Source organism: Bradyrhizobium elkanii USDA 76 (assembly GCF_023278185.1).
GTDB lineage: Bacteria > Pseudomonadota > Alphaproteobacteria > Rhizobiales > Xanthobacteraceae > Bradyrhizobium > Bradyrhizobium elkanii.
Genome location: NZ_CP066356.1, coordinates 7880333 through 7899698 on the forward strand (window position 1 = coordinate 7880333; position 19366 = coordinate 7899698).

Consider the following 19366-nt stretch of genomic DNA (forward strand, 5'->3'; position numbering starts at 1 on the left):
AGGTCAGAGCCTGTGCGAGCAGAGATAGCCCCGCGGCCGCTGTTGGCCGGCGATCTGATTCCTGCACTCGGCATCGCCGTGGCATCGATCGCATTCGCACCGATCATGCAGGCGGCCAACGCCGGGCTCGCGATCGTCGTCGAAAGCCTGATCGGCTGCGCCATCGTGCTCGCGGTGCCGGCCTACGCGCCGTCGATCGCCATCTTCATCATCTTCTTCCAGAACCTCTTCGTCTCGATTCTGTCGTCCTACATGACGACCGAGCAGGAGATGGATTTCGTCAAGGGCTACAATTTCCTGGTCTGCGCGGTGATGTGGCTGGTCACGCTGGCGCTCTATGCGCTGCACGAGCGCAAACATTCCGCCGAGATCGACCGGATCATGAAATGGGGGTTGATCACCCTCGCAACCGTGACCGCGTATTTCCTGCTCGGCGCCACGCAGGATTCGCACGCGGCCCTGGTCTATCTGCGCAACATTGCGCTGCCGCTGTTTCTGTTTCAGCTGTCGCTGCTGACGGCCGCAACCTTCGAGATCCGCATCACGCCCTTCCTGGTGACCGTTGCCGCGCTGCTGATCGTCTGCGGATATGTCGAACTGCTGTTCCGCGATTTCTGGCTCTCCATCACCAACGGCTACACGTTCTGGCATTTCGACGAGCTGAAGGCGACCCGTTCCGGATCCTGGGAAGCCGAGATGCGCGCAACCGGCAGGGTGCCGGTGGATCTGATCGATCGCTTCCGTTTCAGCTTTCTCAACAGCCCGTTGTTCGAGGACCTCGGCCTCTCGTCGTTGCTGCGTATCTTCGGACCGAATATGAGCCCGATCAGCTTCGGTTACGGGATCGCCTTCTCCATCCTGTTCCTGTTCGCGGTCGGATATCGCTGGCTGGCGCTTGCTGCGATCCCGCTGCTGATTTGCTGTAGCGTGAAAGGCGCGCTCATCCTGGTCATCTTCGTGGCCCTGGCCTGGACGGCAACCTGGCTGCTCGGCGCCACCATCACCCTTGCCGTGGCGCTGGTCGGGCTCGCGCTGTACGCCATTGCCGCGATCTATATCGGACTCCAGATCGGCGACTTCCACGTGATCGGCTTCATGGGCGGCTGGGATGGATTCCGGCAGAACCCGATCGGCCGCGGACTTGGCGTCGGCGGCAACCTCTCCGAAGGCTACTTCTCGATCGACTGGAACGCCGCGCAGGCGGCCGGCACGATGGACGGCGCGGTGGAGAGCGCCGTCGGGGTGTTGCTCTACCAGATGGGGATCGGCTCGCTGGTGCCGCTCGGCTACTTCCTGGCGATGGCGCTGAAGGCCTGGCGCCTCTACGCCTCGTCGGGAATTCTCATGCAAGGGCTCGCCGCCTTCGGCACGATGGTCGTGCTGGTGAACGGCATCTTCCAGGAAGAGGCGCTGTTTGCGCCGCCGGCACTTGGGCTGTTGCTGTGCCTGACCGGGCTCGTGATCGGCCATCATCTGCGCACGCAAGGCGACGATCGGAAGGTCTCTACCACCGACAGTGCTCCTCAATGAAGAGGGGCCCGATCGCATTGCGACCGAGGCCCCGCTCAACCGACGCCGTCAGAGCGGCTTGATCTGCACCTTGCGGAACTTGACCACGCCCGAACCATACTGAAGCGCGATGTAGCCGTTGGCGTGCTTGGAGTCCTGGGCGTCGACGGTCTTCTGGCCGTTCAGCGTCACGACGAAATGCGGCCCCTGCGCCGTGATCTCGTAGACGTTCCATTTGCCGGCCGCCTTCGGCATCGGATCGACCTTGCCGACGTCGACAATCGCGCCGGTGCCGTAGGTCGGGTCCGGCCGCTTGTCGAAGATGTTGACCTCGTAGCACACCTTGGAGTCGATCACCTTGTTGCCTTCGCAGCGGATGAAGATGCCGCTGTTGGCATCCTCGTCGGTCCAGAACTCGGCCCGGATCTGGAAATCCTTGTATTGGTTTTTGCTGACGAGATAGGAGAGATCCTTGCCGTCGAGCTTGTCGGCGACCAGCGCGCCGTCCTTCATCGCCCAATTGGCCTTGCCGACCTCGTCCCAGTCACCCTTCTTGGAGCTGTCGAGCAGCGTCACCCAGCCGTCGTCCCCCGAGGCGGTGGTGGAAAATTGCAGCGCGGCCGCACCGATCACAAGTCCCGCCGCCAGTATCGACAGATGCTTCTTCAAGGTTGTCCTCCCGTCTTTTGGTTGGCGCGCAACCTATCATCGTCTGCGGCGGCGTAAATGCTTTTTCATATTGCAACTGCGTTGTGTCACGGATCGCTGTCGCAATCCTGAGATCAGACATGCACGGACGCGTCTTGCCCGGCGGAAGCGAGGGCGACTAGCTTGCGCGGCATACGGGCGCGGCAGTCGCCCGGGAAATCCGATCTGGGAGCATACCGATGACGGCGTCGAACCGATCATGGCGATACCTGATGATGCCGCTGGCCTTCGCCGGCATGCTGAGCGTCAGCTCCGCGGCCGAGCTCAATCCGGCCGCCGTCACCTACAAGCTGCCGGATCAGATTCCCTGGAGCCCGGTCGATGCGCGCGGTGCGCAGAACGCGGTCGTGGTCGGCGATCCCTCGAAGCCCGGCTTCTACATGGTCTACACCAAATGGACCAAGGGCAATCACTTCAGCCGTCCGCACTTCCATCCCAACGACCGCTACATCGTGGTACTCAAGGGCACCTGGTGGGTCGGCTCGGGTCCGAAATTCGATCCCGATCACGGCACCGTGGCGATGCCGGCCGGCAGCTTCGTCACCCATTTCGGCAAAGAGGTGCACTGGGACGGCGCCAAGGACGAGGACGCCGTGCTGCTGATCATGGGCGAAGGCCCGGCCACCGCGACCGAGGTCGAGCAGAAGTAGCCGGAACCGGCTAGCAACCTTTGCATCCACGCGGCGTTTCATCCCCTCATCATCATGACGAGGAGATGACGCATGGCGAACGCTGCCGACATTCGGGAACATATGGATGTGATCTCGTCGGACAAGAAGACGGTCGGCAAGGTCGACCACATGGAAGGCACCGACAAGATCAAGCTGACCAAGCAAAGCTCGCCTGACGGTCAGCACCATCACTTCATTCCGCTGTCCTGGGTCGACCATGTCGACCAGCACGTCCACCTCAACAAATCGGGCTCCGACGTGACGGCGCATTGGCAGCACGGCCGCCAATAGCCGCGTTGCGCGAGGTGGGAGCGATGCTATCATCCCGGCCCAAGAAAGGGCCTTCGATGCATCCCGCCGCCAAGCTGCAATTTGCTCGCATCGTCGACGAGTTCGCGCGCTGGCGCGCCATTCCTGAACCGGAACGGCCGCCCGCGCCGGCCTGGTGGTGGGGGCCGGCATTCGAGATGCGCGATGCCGCCGAACCGCTGCCGGCCGCCTGGAGCCGTCGGCTGCGGCTGCCTGACGGTGCGCGCTTTGCGGAGGCTGCCCTTGTGTTGCGCCAGACTTTGGCCGGCCAGGACATCCTGCCGTGGCCCTATGATTTCTCGCGCAAGGTCGCATCGACCGATTCCGACGTTCGCGACCTGCCCGTGCAGCCGTCAGACGACAGCGCGTTTCCGCCCTAGATCCGACCCGGCCTCGCCGGCCGCCTCGCCATCCAGCGACGGCTGCAGCGGCGGCGACGCCTCTGCCTGCGACGGCTTCAACAATTCGGCGAGATCGCGCGGCGGCAGCGGCCGGCTGAACAGGAAGCCCTGCATCTCGTCGCAGGCATGGGCGCGCAGGAACTCCTGCTGCTCGGAGGTCTCGACACCCTCGGCGACGATGGTCATGCCGAGCGCCTTGCCCATGCTGATAATCGCCTGCGCGATCGCGACGTCCTCGGAATCATTGGGCAGGTCGCGCACGAAGGAGCGATCGATCTTGATAGTGTCGATCGGGAACTGCTTCATCAGCGACATCGACGAATAGCCGGTGCCGAAATCGTCGATCGCGAGCCGAATGCCGCGATTCTGGATCGCGTCGAGCACGCGCACCGCGCGCGTCACGTTGCGCATCACCATGCTCTCGGTGACCTCGAGCTGGAGCAGCGCCGGCGACATGCCGCTCTTCTCCAGCGCCGCGTCGATGTCGTCGAGCAGATTCGGATCGCCGAACTGCCGCGGAGAAAGGTTGACCGCCATCGTCACGGCCCTGAGGCCGCGGCGCTGCCACGCCATGTTCTGCGCGCAGGCTTCCTTCAGCACCCAGCGGCCGATCGGCACGATCAGGCCGATCTCCTCAGCGAGCGGAATGAACTGCCCCGGCGATACCTTGCCGAGCTCCGGATGGGTCCAGCGCAGCAGCGCCTCGACGCCGCTGATCGCTCCACTCGCCATGTCGACCTTGGGCTGATAGTCGAGCGAGAACTGGTTGCGCTCCAGCGCGCGGCGCAATGCGCTCTCCATCGTCAGGCGCTCGATCGACTGCGCCCTGATCTCGTTGGAGAAGAAGCGGAAGCCGTTCTTGCCGTCTTCCTTGGCGAGATACATCGCCATGTCGGCATTCTTGGTCAGCGTCTGCACGTCCGAGCCGTCGGCCGGATACATCGCGATGCCGACCGAGGCCGTGGTGTGGCACTCATGTCCGCTGATCGTCAACGGCTGGCTGAGCGAGATCAGCAGATCGCCGGCGATGCGCTCGACGTCGTCCCGTTCGGTGGTCTCCTCGAGGATGACCACGAACTCGTCGCCGCCGAGCCGCGCCACCACGTCGCTCGCGCGCAACGATCCTTGCAGCCGCCCGGCGATCGCCACCAGCAGCATGTCGCCGGCGTCGTGGCCGAGCGAGTCGTTGATCACCTTGAAACGGTCGAGATCGATGAACAGCACCGCGAGCTGCCGGCGATGGCGATCCGCCGCCGAGATCGCGTGATGCAGCATCTCGTTGAACGTCTCGCGGTTGGGCAGATTGGTCAGGCTGTCGTGTGAGGCAAGGTATTCGATGCGCTCGTCGGCCTTGTGCTTCTCATCGGCGCGATCGAAGCTCTCGAGCGCGAACGCCAGATTGTCGGCGAGGCGCTGCAGCAGCTCGGCGAACTCCGGCGTGAAGGTGTCCTTGTCGAGCGCGACGAAGATCATGACCCCGACCACCCGCCCGCTGACAACAAGCGGAAACGAGGCGCTGGACTGCGTTCCATCGAGCCGGGCGCGCTCATGGAAGGCGGCGGTCTCGGCATCGGCAAAATAGTCGTTGATGATGCACGCCTTGCCCGAGCGGAACGCCCGGCCGCAGGCGCCGCGGCCCTCGGGGTGCGCCTCGCTGGTCGAGAGCGTCACCTGGCGCGCGCCCTCGGCCGCCGGCCCCGCAATCGCGACGATCCGCAGATAGTCGCTTCCGCTCTGCGCCAGCGCGATCGTGGTCGAGGTGAACTTGCCGCCGGTCGCCGCCGCCGCGCAGACCAGTCGATACAATTCGGCGCGGGACTTCGCCCGCATGATCGCCTCATTGGTTGCGCTCAGCGCCGCGAACATCCGCGACAGCCGCTCCTTCTGCTCGTCGTCCCGCGCCTTCTCGTCAGCACGGTCGAAATTGGCCAGCGCAAACGACACGTTCTCGGCAAGCCGCTGCAACAGCGCCATCATCTCCGGGCTGAAGGTGCCGAACTCGCTTGAGAGAAACACCAGCGCGCCGATCGCTTCACCATTCTTGAGCAGCGGCAGGGCTGCGCCCGATTTGCTGCCGCTGTCGCGCACGGCCGGATAGACGTGCGATTCGGGGCCGAAATCGCTGAGATAGTCGTTGCTGATGCAGGGCCTGCGCGTGCGGATCGCAACGCCGGTCAGCGTCTGTCCCTCCGGACGCGTCGCGTCGGCCGACAGTTGAACCTCGCGGGCCCGCACCCGATCGGGGCCCGAGGCGGCCACATTGTCCAGGAAGACCTCGCCGGGGCGCACCAGCCTGATCGTGGCCGAGACGAACTGGCCGCCGACCGCCGCGGCATCGCAGACCAGATCGAACAGCTCGCCGCGGGATTTCGCCCGCATGATCGCCTCGTTGGTCGCGCTCAGCGCCGCGAACATCCGCCGCAGCCGCTCCTTCTGCTCCTCGGTCCGCGCCTTCTCGTCGGCACGGTCGAAGCTGCCGAGCGCATAGGAGACGTTGTCGGCGAGCCGCTGCAGCAGCTCGGCGAATTCGGCCGAGAAGGTGTTGCGCTTGGCGGAGATGAACAGCATCACGCCGACCGGCTCGTCGTCGACGATCAGCGGAAATGCCGCGCCCGATCGCGCATCCTCGCGGTCGATGACGTCGCGGAACGGGTTGCTGGCGACGTCGCCCAGAAAATCGTTGTTGATGCAGGCGCGCCGCGAGCGGAACGCCCGGCCGCAGACGCCACGCCCTTCGGGGCGTGCCTCGCTGCGCGAGACGTTGAGGCGGCGCGCATTTACCGCGGTAGGCCCTGCGACCGCCATCATCTCCAGGAAATCGTCGCCGGGCTTGGCGATCAGGATGCTGGTGGAGTTGAACCCACCGCCATGCGCCGCGGCCGCACAGACCAGCTCGAACATCTCGAGCCGCGACCTCGCGCGCATGATCGCCTCGTTGGTCGCACTCAGCGCCGCGAACATCCGCGACAGCCGCTCGCGCTCGGCATCGGCCCTGGCCTTCTCGGTGGCACGGCCGAAATTGTCGAGCGCGACCGAGACATTCTCGGCGATCCCCGCGAGCAGCGCGATGATCTCCTCGTCACGCGCCCAGGAATTGCCGGTGAAGAAGATCAGGACACCGACGCTCTTGCCGAACCGGGTCAGCGGCAGCGCGACGCAGGCCATCAGGCCGCTGCCGCCGGTCGGCATATGCGACGGGCTGATCGAGATCGGGATATCGTGCTCGACGCAGGGCCGCTGGGTCCGGAACGCCTCGCCGCAAATCCCCTTGCCGTAGACGTTGTCCGGATCGGTCGAGAAGCGCGTCTGCGTGATCAGGTCGAGCGCCTCGCCGGTGCCGGCGACAGGCTCGAACCAGTGCGTGTCGGGTTCGGCCAGCAGCACCACCGTGGCGAAGGACTTTCCGCTGAACACCGCGGCATCGCAGACCCGCTGATAGAGATCGTGCTCGGTCTTGGCGCGAAGGATCGCCTCGTTGGTTGCGCTGATGGCACCGAACATGCGGTTGAGCCGGCGCATCGCCCGCTCGCCGCTCTTGCGCGAGGCTTCGTGGTCGAAATTATCGAGCGCGAAGGACACGTTCGCGGCCATGCGCTCCAGCAGCGAAACGGCCTCGTCGCTGAGCGAATTGATCTCGCGCCGCGTCACCATGAAGACGCCGACGCTGCGCCGGTTGCAAACCAGCGGCACCGCGGCGGCCGCCCCGACGCCGGCCGCTGCCGCGCCGCTGCGCCAAGCTGCCGAAACAGCGTCGTTGACATAGTCGTTGCGGACGCAGGCCTTCTGGTCGCGGAACGCGCGGCCGGCGACGCCTTCTCCCTCCGGGGTGTTGGCGATCGCGGAAATGGTGATGCTGCGTAGTCGCGCGACATCGTCGCCGTAGCCAGCCGCGAACTTCAGGAGACCGGTATCCGGCTCCAGCAAAAACACGGTCGCGGCCAGGAAGCTCCCGCTCGAGAACGCGGCTTCGCAGACCTTGCCGTACAATTCTTCGGGTGATTTCGCGTACAGGATCGCTTCGTTGGTGGCACTCAACGCCGCGAAGGTACGCCCGATGCTCGACTGCACGATTCCTGAAGGCCCCGGGGCCAACCCCTCCAATCTGGCGGGGAACATTGCCCGCGAGAGGCCTAAGTGGTGGTTAGCGTATCCGGCAAGTTGCACGACAAAGTAAACGGCTGACGAACGCCGGCGGCGGTTTTCCGGGATATTACGGACACCGGTGTGCCAGCCTGAGGCGGAGGGCGGCGAGGCGCGGATGGACGTCCTGCTCGCGCCGCCGGAGCAGCTAAATTCCGCAACGCGACCGCGCCCGTTCCACTCTGTGAAAACATCGCCGTGAGCACCCTGCTCCCGGTATGGCCGCCCGGATTTTCTGCCCTTGCTCGCCCCTCGGCGCTTTGAGAGCATGACGTCGACAACAGCAAGCACGACCCGCGCAGCACGCGGGCAGACCGCGAGGAAAATCCCATGCCGATCGTCCAGGCCGACCGTCTCACGCGCATCGGCGCGGCGCTCCTCAAGGGCGCCGGCGCATCGGAGGAGGAGGCGAGCGCCGTCGCCTCCGGCTGCGTCAACGCCAACCTCGCCGGCCACGACTCCCACGGCGTGATCGCGATCCCGACCTATATCGATCGCATCAAGGCCGGCCACATCGTGCCCGGCGCGAAATGGACCATCGTGCAGGAGACGCCGACCACGACCGTAATCGACGGTCATTGGGGCTTCGGCTTCCACGTCAACGCCAAGGCGATGGAGATGACCATCAACAAGGCGAAGACCGCCAATGTCGCGGCCTGCACCGTGTTCCGGCAGAGCCATGTCGGACGGCTCGCGCATTACCCGATGATGGCGATGCGCGAAGGCATGATCGGGATTGCGGCCGCCGATTCCGGCCGCTCGCCGAAACACGTGGCGCCATTCGGCGGCCGCGAGGCCCGGCTCGGCACCAATCCGCTGTCGATCGCGGTGCCCTCCGATCTCGATGCGCCGTTTTACCTCGATATGGCGACCTCGGCGGTCGCCGCCGGCAAGATCCAGCTCGCGGTGGCGCGTGGCGAGAGCATCCCGAAGGGCTGGATCATCGATGCCGAGGGGCGCGACACCACCGACCCTGCGGACTACCGCAAGGGCGGCGCGCTGCTGCCGCTCGGCGGCAGCGAAGGTTACAAGGGCTCGGGCCTTGCCGCGATGGTCGAGGTGCTGTGCGGCCTCCTGACCGGGCTCGGCTTCGGCGTCGAGCCGACCGGCCGACACAACGACGGCTGCTTCATGGCGGTGTTCAACGTCGCCGCATTCCGTCCGCTCAAGGACTTCAGGAAGGAAGTCGCCGACTTCGCCCGCTATTTGAAATCGACGCCGCCGTCGGAAGGGAGCCGCGGCGTGTTCTATCCGGGCGAGATCGAATATCTGCGCGAGCAGCAGCGGCGCAAGGACGGCATCGAGATCGAGGATGCGACCTGGGACAAGCTCAAGGCGCTCGCTGCCGATTACAAGCTCACCGACCAGCTCGACCTTCGCTGATAGTTCCGGACACAGGAGAACGACATGACACGGCAAATGGCGCTGGTTGGCTTTTTGCAGGCGCAGAACTGCACCAACCTGCCGGGCTCCTGGCGCCACCCGGAGTCGCGCGACGATTCGATGTCGGCGGATTACTATCAGGAGATCGCGCGCATCCTGGAGCGCGGCAAGTTCCACATGGCGTTCTTCGACGATCGTCTCGCAATGCCCGATCGCTACGGTAACGATCACGCCCACACCGTCGAATACGGCATCCGCTGCGTGAAGATGGACCCGATCGTGGTGCTGACCACGATGGGCATGGTCACCACCAAGCTCGGCCTCGCCTCGACTGCCTCCACCACCTATTTCGAGCCGTTCGACGTCGCCCGCCGCTTCGCCACGCTCGACCTGATGACGGGTGGCCGCGCCGCCTGGAACGTGGTGACCTCGGTCAATGACGGCGAAGCGCTCAACATGGGCCGCGAGCAGCATCTCGAGCACGATCACCGCTATGACCGCGCCGACGAGTTCATGGAGGTGGTGCTCGGCCACTGGGATGCCTGGGAAGACGGCTCGCTGCTGATCGACAAGAAGAGCGGCCGCTTCGCCGATCCGAGCAAGGTGAAGCGGCTCGACCACAAGGGCGCGTTCTTCACCTCGCGCGGCCCGTTCACGGTGCCGCGCTCGCCGCAGGGCCACCCCGTCGTGATCCAGGCCGGCGCCTCCGGCCGCGGCCAGCGCTTTGCCGGGCGCTGGGGCGAAGTGATCTTCACCGCGGCGCGCAACCTCGCCAATGCCAAGCAGGGCTATGACGCGATCCGGGGCGAAGCCGCCAAGGCCGGGCGCGATCCCGACCAGATGTTCCTCTGCAATCTGATCACGCCGGTCACCGGCGCGACCAAGGCCGAGGCCGAGGACCGGATGGCGGTGATCCAGAAGCTGCCGCTCGAGATCGACGCGCTGTCGCTGCTCGCCGAAGGCCTCAACTTCGATTTCGGCGCCAAACCGATCGACGAGCCGCTGACATCAGAGGAGCTGCAGGGCATGCAAGGCATGCTCGGCATCCGTGACGGCGTGCTGCGCACCTCCGGCAAGAGCAATCCCTCGACCCGCGACTTCATCACCTTCTCCGGCCGCGGCCAGGTGCAGGACGCGCTGGTCGGCGGCCCGAAGGAGATCGCCGACCGGCTGGAGGAGATGTTTGTCAATCGCGGCTGCGACGGCTTCGTCGTCGCGGCGAGCTACGTGCCGGGCTCCTATGCCGACTTCGTCGACCACGTGGTACCCGAGCTGCAGAAGCGCGGGCTGTTCCACAAGGACTACGCCGGCACGACGCTGCGCGAAAATCTCGGGCTCAAGCGCCCCGCCGCGGGCGCCTGGAAGACCGGCGCGCAGGCCGCGGAATAGAGGGACATCATCATGCGCTGGCTGAAATTCACTGCCGCGGGCGATACTTCCTGGGGCCTCGTCGAGGGCGACACCGTCACCACCGTCAATGGCGATCCGTTCGGCGAATGGAACAAGACGTCGAAGACGCATGCGTTGAAGGACGTCAAGATCGAGCTGCCGCTGATCCCGCGCACCTTCTACTGCGTCGGGCTGAATTATTTGAAGCACCTCAAGGAAGCCGCCGACAAGGCCGGCACCGTGCCGAACGTGCCTGACCGTCCCGAGATCGGCTACCGCGCGCAGAACGCGCTGATCGCCCATGACGAGAACGTCGTGATTCCGGCTGGTGCCACCGAGAAGATCCATTACGAGGGCGAGCTCGTCGTCGTGATCGGCAAGAAAGCCAGGCATCTGACCGAGGCCAACGCGATGGACTGCGTGTTCGGCTACACCATCGGCAACGACGTCTCCGAGCGCAGCTGGCAGAAGGCCGATCGCGGGCTGTGGCGCGCCAAGAACGCCGACACCTTCAAGCCGATGGGCCCTTGGATCGAGACCGATGTCGACCTCGACCGCATGGAGACCGCGATCCGCGTCAACGGCAAGGAGACCGGCCGCTTCCGCACCAACGAGATGATCTTCGGCATCGTGCCGTTCCTCGTCGAGCTCTCGAAATACTTCACGCTGTCGCCCGGCGATGTGATCTGGATGGGCACCGACGGCGCCTCGCCGGACCTGAAGGACGGCGACGTGGTCGAGATCGACATCACGGGGATCGGGATATTGCGGAACCGGTTCGTGAAGGAGAAGGTGTGAAGGGGGGCGTGCCTTATTCCCCAGTGTCGTCCCGGCGAAGGCCGGGACCCATAACCACAGGATTGAGTTGTTGAAGAAGGCTGTGGCCCGAGCGTTGCATCACAAATCGCATTCGTGGTAATGGGTCCCGGCCTTCGCCGGGACGACACTGAGAGTGTTGCACGGCCTGCGGGTCACATGCCGCATTCTCGCGACGTGATGGGCCCGAACTTTGCACCTCACCATCATTCCGGATTCAGCTCACCGCGCCGCCACCGACCTGCTCTTCACATGATCGATGAACGCCCGCAGCTTCGGCATGATCTGGCGGTGGCCGGGATAGTAGAGAAACACGCCCGGCGTCGTCGACGCGAATGCATCCAGCACGCGGACGAGCTTCTTCTCCTTCACGGCGCCTGATATCAGCGGTGCGGGCACTTGCGCGAGGCCCACACCTTCGACCGCGGCGCCGACCAGCGTCGGGAAATCATGGCCGATGAAGGATCCCGACACGGCAAGCTCGATCGAACGGCCATTGTCGTTCAGCGACCATGGCGCGAGGCCACCGTTCGATCGCCGGAGGCGCAGGCACGCATGCACGCGCAGATCGTCCGGACGCTTGGGCCGGCCGCGGCGCGCGAGATAGTCCGGGCTGCCGACGATGGCGAACGGGAACGGCTTGGTCAGGCGAACCGCGACCATGTCCGGGTTGATGAACTGGCCCATGCGGATGCCGGCATCGAAGCCTCCGGCGGCGAGGTCGACCAGTTCCTCGCTGGCGGCGAGCTCGACCTCGATCTCGGGATAGGCCTTGCAGAACGAGGCGATCAGCGGCTCCAGCAGGATCGGCACCACCGAGCGCGGCACGGTGAGGCGCAACAGCCCCGCCGGCTTCTGCCCAAGCTCGCGCGCCGCCCCGCTCGCAGCGACCAGCTCCTCGAATGCCGGTCTTGCGCGCGCCAGAAATCGTTCGCCGGCGTCGGTCAGCCCGACGCTGCGGGTGGTGCGGATGAACAACACGGCGCCGAGGCGCGCCTCGAGCGCGCGCACCGCCTGGCTGATCGCCGACGGCGTGACGCCGAGCTCGGCCGCCGCGCGGCGAAAGCTGCGGTGCTGGGCGACGGCCAGGAATGCCTCGACGCCGTCGAGCGCGCCCTGCCGGACTGTGAAGCTCTGCTTCATGGCCTGTGAACATTATCGCGAATAGTCGCTCGCGGAAAGCCGCCTTACATCGGAGCCAGAAGCAGCGCGACGCGCGCTGACCCACGCGATCACGACATCCGTCGTGAACGGAGACATGCGACCGATGCAAGCAATCCGTCACACAATCCTGGCCCTCACCCTCACTTTGACAGGCACCACTTCCATGACCGCTCCCTCCCCTGCCCAAGCTCAGGCACAAGCCCAAGTCGCCTCCACCGTCACCACCGGCGTGATGGTCATCCTCACCGCGAAAGCCGGCGTCACCCGCGATCAGGTGATGGCCGTGATGCCGGACGAAATCCGGCAGACCGTGCAGCTCTATCTCAACGGCAAGATCCGCGAATGGTATTCGCGGTCCGACGGGCGCGGCGTGGTCTTGCTGCTCGATGCCAAGGATGCCGCCGAGGCGCACGCGATCATGGAGGGTCTGCCGTTGTCCAAGCTCGATCTGATGGATCATGAGTACATCGGGGTCGGCCCGCTGCTGCCGCTCCGCCTGCTGGTCGCCAGGCCCTGAGCGTCAAGATCCTGAACGCAAGCCAACCGCACCGATCGACAACCACAAGGGAATGCGCCGATGCCCCCGGGCTTCAATCTTCCATTCGTCCTCAGCGTCGCCGGCGCGTTCCTGACAAGTGCTGTCGTGGCCGTCACCTACGTCTGGCCGGCGCTCCGCGCGATGCCACGTGACAACGCGCTCAGACTGCTCGCAGCGTTCCATGCGTTCAGGTTTCTGGGCATGAACTTCATGGTCGCCGGGTTCGTGTCACCGCAGTTGAGCGCGGATTTCGCCAGCGAGGTCGGATGGGGCGATTTCACCGCCGCCGGTCTCGCGCTCGTTGCCATGGCGGCGCTGTCCTGGCGCTGGTCGATCGCGATTCCGATCGTCTGGCTCTTCAACGTCTGGGGCACGCTGGATCTGCTCAACGCCTATTACAACGGCGTGAAGATCGGTGATCCCGGCCTGTTCGGCGCCGGCATCTACATTCCGGCGCTCTACGTGCCGCTGCTGCTGGTCAGCCATGTCATGGTGTTCATGCTGCTGACGCAGGCAAAGTCGGTGGAAGCGTAGCTGCTGCATCAAACATCGTCGTCGCGGCGAAGGCCGGGACGACAGCGCATATATGGCGCGGCCATCGCGACACATCTTAAAACGGCAACGCCACGCCGGTCTTGATCTCCTTCAGGATCACGTTGGTGCGGACGTGACGGATGCCGGGAATGCGGAACATGAACTCGTCGAGGAATTTGTTGTAGGCGTCCATGTCGCGCACCACGACGCGCAGATGATAATCGGCGTCGCCGGTGGTCGCGAAGCATTCCAGCACCTCGCGGCGCTTCATCACCCGCGCGACGAACTCGTCGACGAACTTCACGTCGTGCCGCTCCAGCGAGACGTGCAGGATCGCCGAGGTCGCAAAGCCGGCGCGCTCGCGCGCGACCAGCGCCGAATAGCCCGAGATGACGCCGGCCTCTTCCAGCGCACGGACCCGGCGCCAGCAGGCGGAGGTCGACATCCCGACGGTTTCCGCAAGCTGCTGGTTGGTGGCGCGGCCATCCTTCTGCAGTTCGGCGAGGATTTTCTCGTCCTGCTCTTCGACCATAGCGAGGCCTCCGATTTGGTAGATTCTACCAAATAGCCGTCTTCGTAGCAATCTTCTGCCGATCTTGGCTCGCCAAATGAACAGATAGGCAAGACCTACCAGGCCCACAGGCATAGCCTTGTCGGATCAGACATCGCGATTCCCGGAGGGGTCAGTCATGGGCCAGATGCCGTTGCTCGACGCCTACCAGCTGTCCGAGCGCTACAGCCGCGAACATGGCCGCGTCTTCCTCACCGGCACGCAGGCGATCGTCCGCATCGCGCTCGACCAGGCGCGGCGCGACCGCGCCGCCGGGCTCAACACCGCGGGCTTCATCTCCGGCTACCGCGGCTCGCCGCTCGGCGGCGTCGATCTCGAACTGTGGAAGATCGGCGAGCAGCTCAAGGACAGCCGCATCGAATTCCTGCCCGCGGTCAATGAGGACCTCGCCGCGACCGCCGTGCTCGGCTCGCAGCAGGTCGAGACGCAGAGGGATCGCGAGGTCGATGGCGTGTTCGCTCTGTGGTACGGCAAGGGCCCCGGCGTCGATCGCTCCGGCGATGCGCTGAAGCACGGCAATGCCTATGGCTCCTCGCCGCATGGCGGCGTGCTGGTCGTCGCCGGCGACGATCATGGCTGCGTGTCGTCCTCGATGCCGCACCAGTCCGACGTCGCCTTCATGAGCTGGTTCATGCCGACGCTGCATCCGGCCGATGTCGGCGAATATCTCGCATTCGGCGAATATGGCTACGCGCTGAGCCGCTTCTCCGGCATGTGGGTCGGCTTCAAGGCGATCTCGGAAATCGTGGAATCCGGCGCCTCTGTCGAGCTGCGGCCGCCGCGCCGTTTCGTGCAGCCGGATTTCGCGCCGCCGTCCGGCGGCTTGCATTATCGCTGGCCGGATCTGCCGGGCCCGCAGATCGAGGAACGGCTGGAGGCGAAGAAGCACGCGGTCTACGCCTTCGCGAAAGCCAATCCGATCGACCGCCACATCTACGACATCAAGGATGCGAGCTACGGCATCGTCACCACGGGCAAGGCGCATCTCGATCTGATGGAGGCGCTGCGGCTGGTCGGGCTCGACGAGGCGGCCTGCCGCCGCTTCGGCATCGACATCTACAAGGTCGGCATGGTGTGGCCGCTGGCGCTGCACGATGCGATGAAGTTCGTGAAGGGCAAGCGCGAGATCCTCGTCGTCGAGGAGAAGCGCGGCATCATCGAGAGCCAGTTCAAGGAGTATTTCTACGACTATCCCGGCGCCAAGCCGGAGCGGATGGTCGGCAAGCATGACGAGAGCGGCGCGCGGCTGATCTCCTGGACCGGCGAATTGTCGCCGCGGATGCTGGCCGACGTGCTGGCGCGCCGGCTCGACCCGATGTTTCCCGAGTTGCGGCTCGCCCGTCGCGTCGCCGCGCTGGTGCCCGAGAGCGACCGCGTGATCGCGGTGCCGGGCGCGACGCGCACGCCGTATTTCTGCTCGGGCTGCCCGCACAACACCTCGACGAAAGTGCCCGAGGGCTCCAAGGCGCTGGCCGGCATCGGCTGCCATTTCATGGCGAGCTGGATGGACCGCGAGACCTCGTCGCTGATCCAGATGGGCGGCGAAGGCGTCAACTGGGCGGCGTCGTCGAAATTCACCGGCAACAGCCACGTGTTCCAGAATCTCGGCGAAGGCACCTATTATCACTCCGGCTCGATGGCGATCCGGCAGGCGATCGCCGCGAAAGCCAACATCACCTACAAGATCCTGTTCAACGACGCGGTGGCGATGACCGGCGGCCAGCCCGTCGACGGCCCGGTCAGCGTGCAGGCGATCGCGCACTCTGTCCGCGCCGAGGGCGTCGCGCGGATCGCGCTGGTGTCGGATGATCCCGCGCATTTCTCGCCGGCGGATCTGCCCGCCGGCGTCACCATCCATCCGCGCGAGGAGATGGACGCCGTGCAGCGCGAGCTGCGCGCGATTTCCGGCGTCACCGTGCTGATCTATCAGCAGACCTGCGCCACCGAGAAGCGGCGGCGGCGCAAGCGCGGCACGATCGAGGATCCCGCGCGCTTCGCCTTCATCAACGACCTCGTCTGCGAAGGCTGCGGCGACTGCTCGGTGGAATCCAACTGCCTCAGCGTCGAGCCGAAGCAGACGCCGTTCGGCCGCAAGCGCCGGATCAATCTCTCGACCTGCAACAAGGATTTTTCCTGCCTCAACGGCTTCTGCCCGAGTTTTGTGACGATCGAAGGCGGCAAGCGGCGGGCGAAGACGGCAAGCGCGATCGATCCGCTCGCGCGAGCGGCGGTGCTGCCGGTGCCGGAGCTCGCGGGGCTCCAGCGTCCCTACGATCTCCTTGTCACCGGCGTCGGCGGCACCGGCGTCATCACCGTCGGCGCGCTGATCGCGATGGCCGCGCATCTCGAGGGCCGCGGCGTCTCGGTGCTCGACTTCACCGGCTTTGCGCAGAAGTTCGGCCCCGTGCTGAGCTATCTGCGGCTGGCGGCTGCGCCCGATGCCCTGCATCAGGTGCGGATCGACCAGGGCGCGGCCGACGCGCTGATCGGTTGCGACCTCGTGGTGAGCTCGTCGGCAAAGGCATCCGGCACTTATCGCAAGGGAATGCGCGCTGCGGTCAATATCGCCGAGATGCCGACCGGCGACGTGGTGCGATTTCGCGATGCCGACCTCGCCTCGCCGGTTCGCTTGCGCGCCATCGAGCGGGTGATCGGGTCGGGCAACCTCACCATGATCGACGCCAACGCGCTGGCCGAGCGGCTGCTCGGCGACAGCGTCTTTGCCAACATCATGATGCTCGGCTTTGCCTGGCAGCAGGGCCTGGTGCCGGTCTCGCTGGAGGCGCTGACCCGCGCGATCGAGCTCAACGGCGTCGCGATCGAGCGCAACAGGCAGGCGCTGGCCTGGGGCCGGCTCGCCTTCGCCGATCCGGAGTTTTTGCCGAGGGCCGACGGTGCTGCGGCCAACGTACCCGAAACGCTGGCCCAGGTGATCGCGCGCCGCGCCGACTTCCTCAGGGAGTATCAGGACGCGGCTTACGCCGCGCGCTATCGGGCGACAATCGACCGCGTGCGGCGCGCAGAATCGGCGCTGGGCAGCAGCCGCGAACAAGGTGCGCCCCCTCTCCCGCTTGCGGGGGAGGGTCGGGGTGGGGGTTTCTCCACGAGTCACATCGCCGAGAGAGCCCCCACCCGTAGCGCATCTGTCGATGCGCTACGGCCTCCCCCGCAAGCGGGAGAGGCGGACCGAGTTCGCGGCGAGGCCAAACTCCCGCTCACCGACGCCGTGGCTCGGTCGCTGTTCAAGCTGATGGCCTACAAGGACGAATATGAGGTGGCGCGGCTGCATATGCAGTCGGGCTTCCTCGACGTGCTCAGCCAGGAGTTCGATGGCGACTTCACGGTGCAATATCACCTTGCGCCGCCGTTCCTCCCGGCGCGGCGCGACGCACGGGGACGGCCGAAGAAGCGTGCGTTCGGCCAATGGATCCAGACGCCGCTGCGGTTGCTCGCGCGCCTCAAGGGGCTGCGCGGTACGGCGTTCGACGTGTTCGGTTACACCGCGGAGCGCCGCGCCGAGCGCGAGCTGATCCCCTGGTATGAGGCGCTGATCGAGACCATGCTCGGCAGGCTCGACAAGACACGGCTGCCCGATCTCGTCGCGCTGGCGAAGGCGCCGATGGAGATCCGCGGCTATGGGCCAGTAAAGGACGCCGCGATCGAAAAGACCAGGGCGGAGGTCGCGCGGCTGACCGCGCGACTTGCCTCCGCCCCGTCAGACCAAGGCGACGGCTCAGGCCGCCGCGCGGCGCTTGGCAGGTGATATCAGGCCGACCACGACGGTCGCGAGCACCGCCACGACGATGTTGAGCAGCAGCGCGCCGAGCCCGACATAGAAGCTGTAGCTGGAATCGCCGAGCGAGATGCTGGCGAGCGGCTTCAGCCCGTTGCTCCACGCCGTATACGTGCCCCAGCCGATGCCGACCGCCCAGCCGAGCAGCAGGCCTTCAGCGCGGAACCAGACGGTGAACAGCCCGAACACCAGCGCCGGCAGCGTCTGCACGATCCAGAGGCCGCCGAGCAGTTGCAGGTCGAGCGCATATTGCGTCGGCAGGAACAGGATGAAGGCGAGCGCGCCGACCTTGACCACCAGCGAGGTGATCTTCGCCACCGACGCCTCGCCCGCATGCGAGATGTCCGGATTGACATAGGACTTCCAGACATTGCGCGTGAACAGATTGGCGGCGCCGATGCTCATCACCGCCGCCGGCACCAAGGCGCCGATCGCGATCGCCGAGAACGCAAAGCCCGCGAACCACTCGGGGAACAGCGTCTTGAACAGCATCGGCACCACGTCGTTCGGTGACGTCACCTTGATATTGGCGGCATAGGCCATGTAGCCGAGCAGCGCGATCAGGCCGAGCAAGAGCGTATAGGCCGGCAGCAGGACCGCGTTCTTGCGGATGGTATCCGCCGACTTCGAGGCGAAGATGCCGGTCAGCGTGTGCGGATACATGAAGGCCGCGAGCGCCGAGCCGAGCGCCAGCGTCGCATAGGGCAGATATTGTGAAGGCTTCAACGTCAGGCCGGTGGCGCCGCCCTTCGCCGTGAAGGCGTCGTTGGCCGCCGCGAACACCGCGCCGTAGCCGCCGAGCTTTGCCGGCACCACGACCACGGCGGTCAGCACCACGATGTAGATCATGATGTCCTTGACGAAGGCGATCAGCGCCGGCGCCCGCAGGCCGGAGCTATAGGTATAGAGCGCGAGGATGACGAAGGCGGCGATGATCGGCAGCTCGCCTGACAGCCCCATCGCCTTGATCACGACCTCCATGCCGATCAGCTGCAGCGCGATGTAGGGCATGGTCGCGACCAGGCCGGTCAGCGCCACCGCGAGCTCGAGCGCGCGCGAGCCATAGGCGCCGTGGACGACATCGGCAGCGGTGACGTAGCCATTGGCATGCGCCTTCTTCCACAGCACCGGCATGACCGCGAACACGAAGGGATAGACGATGATGGTGTAGGGCAGCGCGAAGAAGCCATAGGCGCCGACCGCATAGACCAGCGCCGGCACCGCGATCACGGTGTAGGCGGTGTAGAAATCGCCGCCGACCAGGAACCAGGTGATCCAGGTGCCGAACTGGCGGCCGCCGAGGCCCCATTCATCGAGATGCTCGCTGACCGGGCCGGATTTCCAGCGCGCCGCGAAGAAGCCCATCACGGTGACGAGCGCGAAGAAGAAGATGAAGACGCAGAGCGCCACCCAGGCGATATGATCGGTCATGGCTGTCCC

15 protein-coding genes are annotated in these 19366 nt (G+C 65.6%); 10 read left to right on the forward strand and 5 right to left on the reverse strand.

Annotated features, from left to right (window positions below):
• Positions 1-42 precede the first annotated feature (42 nt).
• Positions 43-1530: a hypothetical protein gene (locus JEY66_RS37315; protein WP_016846161.1), complete on the forward strand. Its 1488-nt coding sequence runs from the start codon at positions 43-45 to the stop codon at positions 1528-1530.
• Between the two features lie 48 nt (positions 1531-1578).
• Here the strand turns inward: JEY66_RS37315 and JEY66_RS37320 are convergent, their stop codons facing one another.
• On the reverse strand, positions 1579-2178 hold the full coding sequence (locus JEY66_RS37320) for a 3-keto-disaccharide hydrolase (RefSeq protein ID WP_016846162.1): 600 nt from the start codon (positions 2176-2178) through the stop codon (positions 1579-1581).
• A gap of 218 nt (positions 2179-2396) precedes the next feature.
• Here JEY66_RS37320 and JEY66_RS37325 point away from each other — a divergent pair, with 218 nt between their 5' ends.
• From JEY66_RS37325 to JEY66_RS37335, 3 genes are all read left to right on the forward strand, one after another.
• On the forward strand, positions 2397-2867 hold the full coding sequence (locus tag JEY66_RS37325) for a cupin domain-containing protein (protein ID WP_016846163.1): 471 nt from the start codon (positions 2397-2399) through the stop codon (positions 2865-2867).
• Between the two features lie 72 nt (positions 2868-2939).
• Positions 2940-3179: a DUF2171 domain-containing protein gene (locus tag JEY66_RS37330; RefSeq protein ID WP_016846164.1), complete on the forward strand. Its 240-nt coding sequence runs from the start codon at positions 2940-2942 to the stop codon at positions 3177-3179.
• 56 nt (positions 3180-3235) lie between these two features.
• The gene (locus tag JEY66_RS37335) at positions 3236-3577 is read left to right on the forward strand and encodes a hypothetical protein (protein ID WP_016846165.1); all 342 of its coding nucleotides are present in this window, start codon (positions 3236-3238) and stop codon (positions 3575-3577) included.
• Here the strand turns inward: JEY66_RS37335 and JEY66_RS37340 are convergent.
• Positions 3551-7666: a bifunctional diguanylate cyclase/phosphodiesterase gene (locus tag JEY66_RS37340; protein WP_018269754.1), complete on the reverse strand. Its 4116-nt coding sequence runs from the start codon at positions 7664-7666 to the stop codon at positions 3551-3553. The two genes, JEY66_RS37335 and JEY66_RS37340, sit on opposite strands and share 27 nt — an antisense overlap.
• 402 nt (positions 7667-8068) lie before the next feature.
• Here JEY66_RS37340 and JEY66_RS37345 point away from each other — a divergent pair, with 402 nt between their 5' ends.
• The 3 genes from JEY66_RS37345 to JEY66_RS37355 are packed head-to-tail and all read left to right on the forward strand — an operon-like array spanning position 8069 to position 11308.
• Positions 8069-9121: an Ldh family oxidoreductase gene (locus JEY66_RS37345; RefSeq protein WP_016846167.1), complete on the forward strand. Its 1053-nt coding sequence runs from the start codon at positions 8069-8071 to the stop codon at positions 9119-9121.
• A gap of 24 nt (positions 9122-9145) precedes the next feature.
• Complete coding sequence (locus JEY66_RS37350; protein WP_026192240.1) at positions 9146-10510, forward strand: LLM class flavin-dependent oxidoreductase; 1365 nt, start codon at positions 9146-9148, stop codon at positions 10508-10510.
• Between the two features lie 12 nt (positions 10511-10522).
• Positions 10523-11308, forward strand: coding sequence for a fumarylacetoacetate hydrolase family protein (locus JEY66_RS37355; RefSeq protein WP_018269753.1), 786 nt, complete (start codon positions 10523-10525; stop codon positions 11306-11308).
• Between the two features lie 240 nt (positions 11309-11548).
• Here JEY66_RS37355 and JEY66_RS37360 read toward each other — a convergent pair whose 3' ends face one another.
• Positions 11549-12469 (reverse strand): LysR family transcriptional regulator, encoded by a 921-nt coding sequence (locus JEY66_RS37360; protein WP_016846170.1) that lies wholly within the window; start codon positions 12467-12469, stop codon positions 11549-11551.
• Positions 12470-12653: 184 nt separating this feature from the next.
• Between JEY66_RS37360 and JEY66_RS37365 the strand changes: the two genes are divergently transcribed.
• Together JEY66_RS37365 and JEY66_RS37370 are read left to right on the forward strand one after the other, a co-directional pair.
• Positions 12654-13007 (forward strand): hypothetical protein, encoded by a 354-nt coding sequence (locus JEY66_RS37365; RefSeq protein ID WP_240537201.1) that lies wholly within the window; start codon positions 12654-12656, stop codon positions 13005-13007.
• 60 nt (positions 13008-13067) lie between these two features.
• Positions 13068-13562, forward strand: coding sequence for a hypothetical protein (locus JEY66_RS37370; protein WP_016846172.1), 495 nt, complete (start codon positions 13068-13070; stop codon positions 13560-13562).
• Positions 13563-13638: 76 nt separating this feature from the next.
• Here the strand turns inward: JEY66_RS37370 and JEY66_RS37375 are convergent, their stop codons facing one another.
• On the reverse strand, positions 13639-14094 hold the full coding sequence (locus tag JEY66_RS37375; protein WP_016846173.1) for an Lrp/AsnC family transcriptional regulator: 456 nt from the start codon (positions 14092-14094) through the stop codon (positions 13639-13641).
• 157 nt (positions 14095-14251) lie between these two features.
• Between JEY66_RS37375 and JEY66_RS37380 the strand changes: the two genes are divergently transcribed.
• Positions 14252-17896 (forward strand): indolepyruvate ferredoxin oxidoreductase family protein, encoded by a 3645-nt coding sequence (locus tag JEY66_RS37380; protein WP_018269752.1) that lies wholly within the window; start codon positions 14252-14254, stop codon positions 17894-17896.
• On the opposite strand, the gene mctP is transcribed toward JEY66_RS37380, so the two are convergent.
• Positions 17867-19357 carry a monocarboxylate uptake permease MctP gene (gene mctP / locus JEY66_RS37385; RefSeq protein WP_018269751.1) on the reverse strand — a complete coding sequence of 497 codons (1491 nt, stop codon included), beginning with the start codon at positions 19355-19357 and terminating at the stop codon, positions 17867-17869. The genes JEY66_RS37380 and mctP overlap by 30 nt on opposite strands.
• Positions 19358-19366 lie beyond the last annotated feature (9 nt).

Excerpts from the sequence above, each read along its gene's own strand:
- JEY66_RS37325 (WP_016846163.1), top strand. The coding sequence starts at position 2,397 with ATGACGGCGTCGAACCGATCATGGCGATACCTGATGATGCCGCTGGCC.
- JEY66_RS37330 (WP_016846164.1), top strand. The coding sequence starts at position 2,940 with ATGGCGAACGCTGCCGACATTCGGGAACATATGGATGTGATCTCGTCG.
- JEY66_RS37335 (WP_016846165.1), top strand. The coding sequence starts at position 3,236 with ATGCATCCCGCCGCCAAGCTGCAATTTGCTCGCATCGTCGACGAGTTC.
- JEY66_RS37345 (WP_016846167.1), top strand. The coding sequence starts at position 8,069 with ATGCCGATCGTCCAGGCCGACCGTCTCACGCGCATCGGCGCGGCGCTC.
- JEY66_RS37350 (WP_026192240.1), top strand. The coding sequence starts at position 9,146 with ATGACACGGCAAATGGCGCTGGTTGGCTTTTTGCAGGCGCAGAACTGC.
- JEY66_RS37355 (WP_018269753.1), top strand. The coding sequence starts at position 10,523 with ATGCGCTGGCTGAAATTCACTGCCGCGGGCGATACTTCCTGGGGCCTC.
- JEY66_RS37360 (WP_016846170.1), bottom strand. The coding sequence starts at position 12,469 with ATGAAGCAGAGCTTCACAGTCCGGCAGGGCGCGCTCGACGGCGTCGAG.
- JEY66_RS37365 (WP_240537201.1), top strand. The coding sequence starts at position 12,654 with ATGACCGCTCCCTCCCCTGCCCAAGCTCAGGCACAAGCCCAAGTCGCC.
- JEY66_RS37370 (WP_016846172.1), top strand. The coding sequence starts at position 13,068 with ATGCCCCCGGGCTTCAATCTTCCATTCGTCCTCAGCGTCGCCGGCGCG.
- JEY66_RS37375 (WP_016846173.1), bottom strand. The coding sequence starts at position 14,094 with ATGGTCGAAGAGCAGGACGAGAAAATCCTCGCCGAACTGCAGAAGGAT.
- JEY66_RS37380 (WP_018269752.1), top strand. The coding sequence starts at position 14,252 with ATGGGCCAGATGCCGTTGCTCGACGCCTACCAGCTGTCCGAGCGCTAC.
- mctP (WP_018269751.1), bottom strand. The coding sequence starts at position 19,357 with ATGACCGATCATATCGCCTGGGTGGCGCTCTGCGTCTTCATCTTCTTC.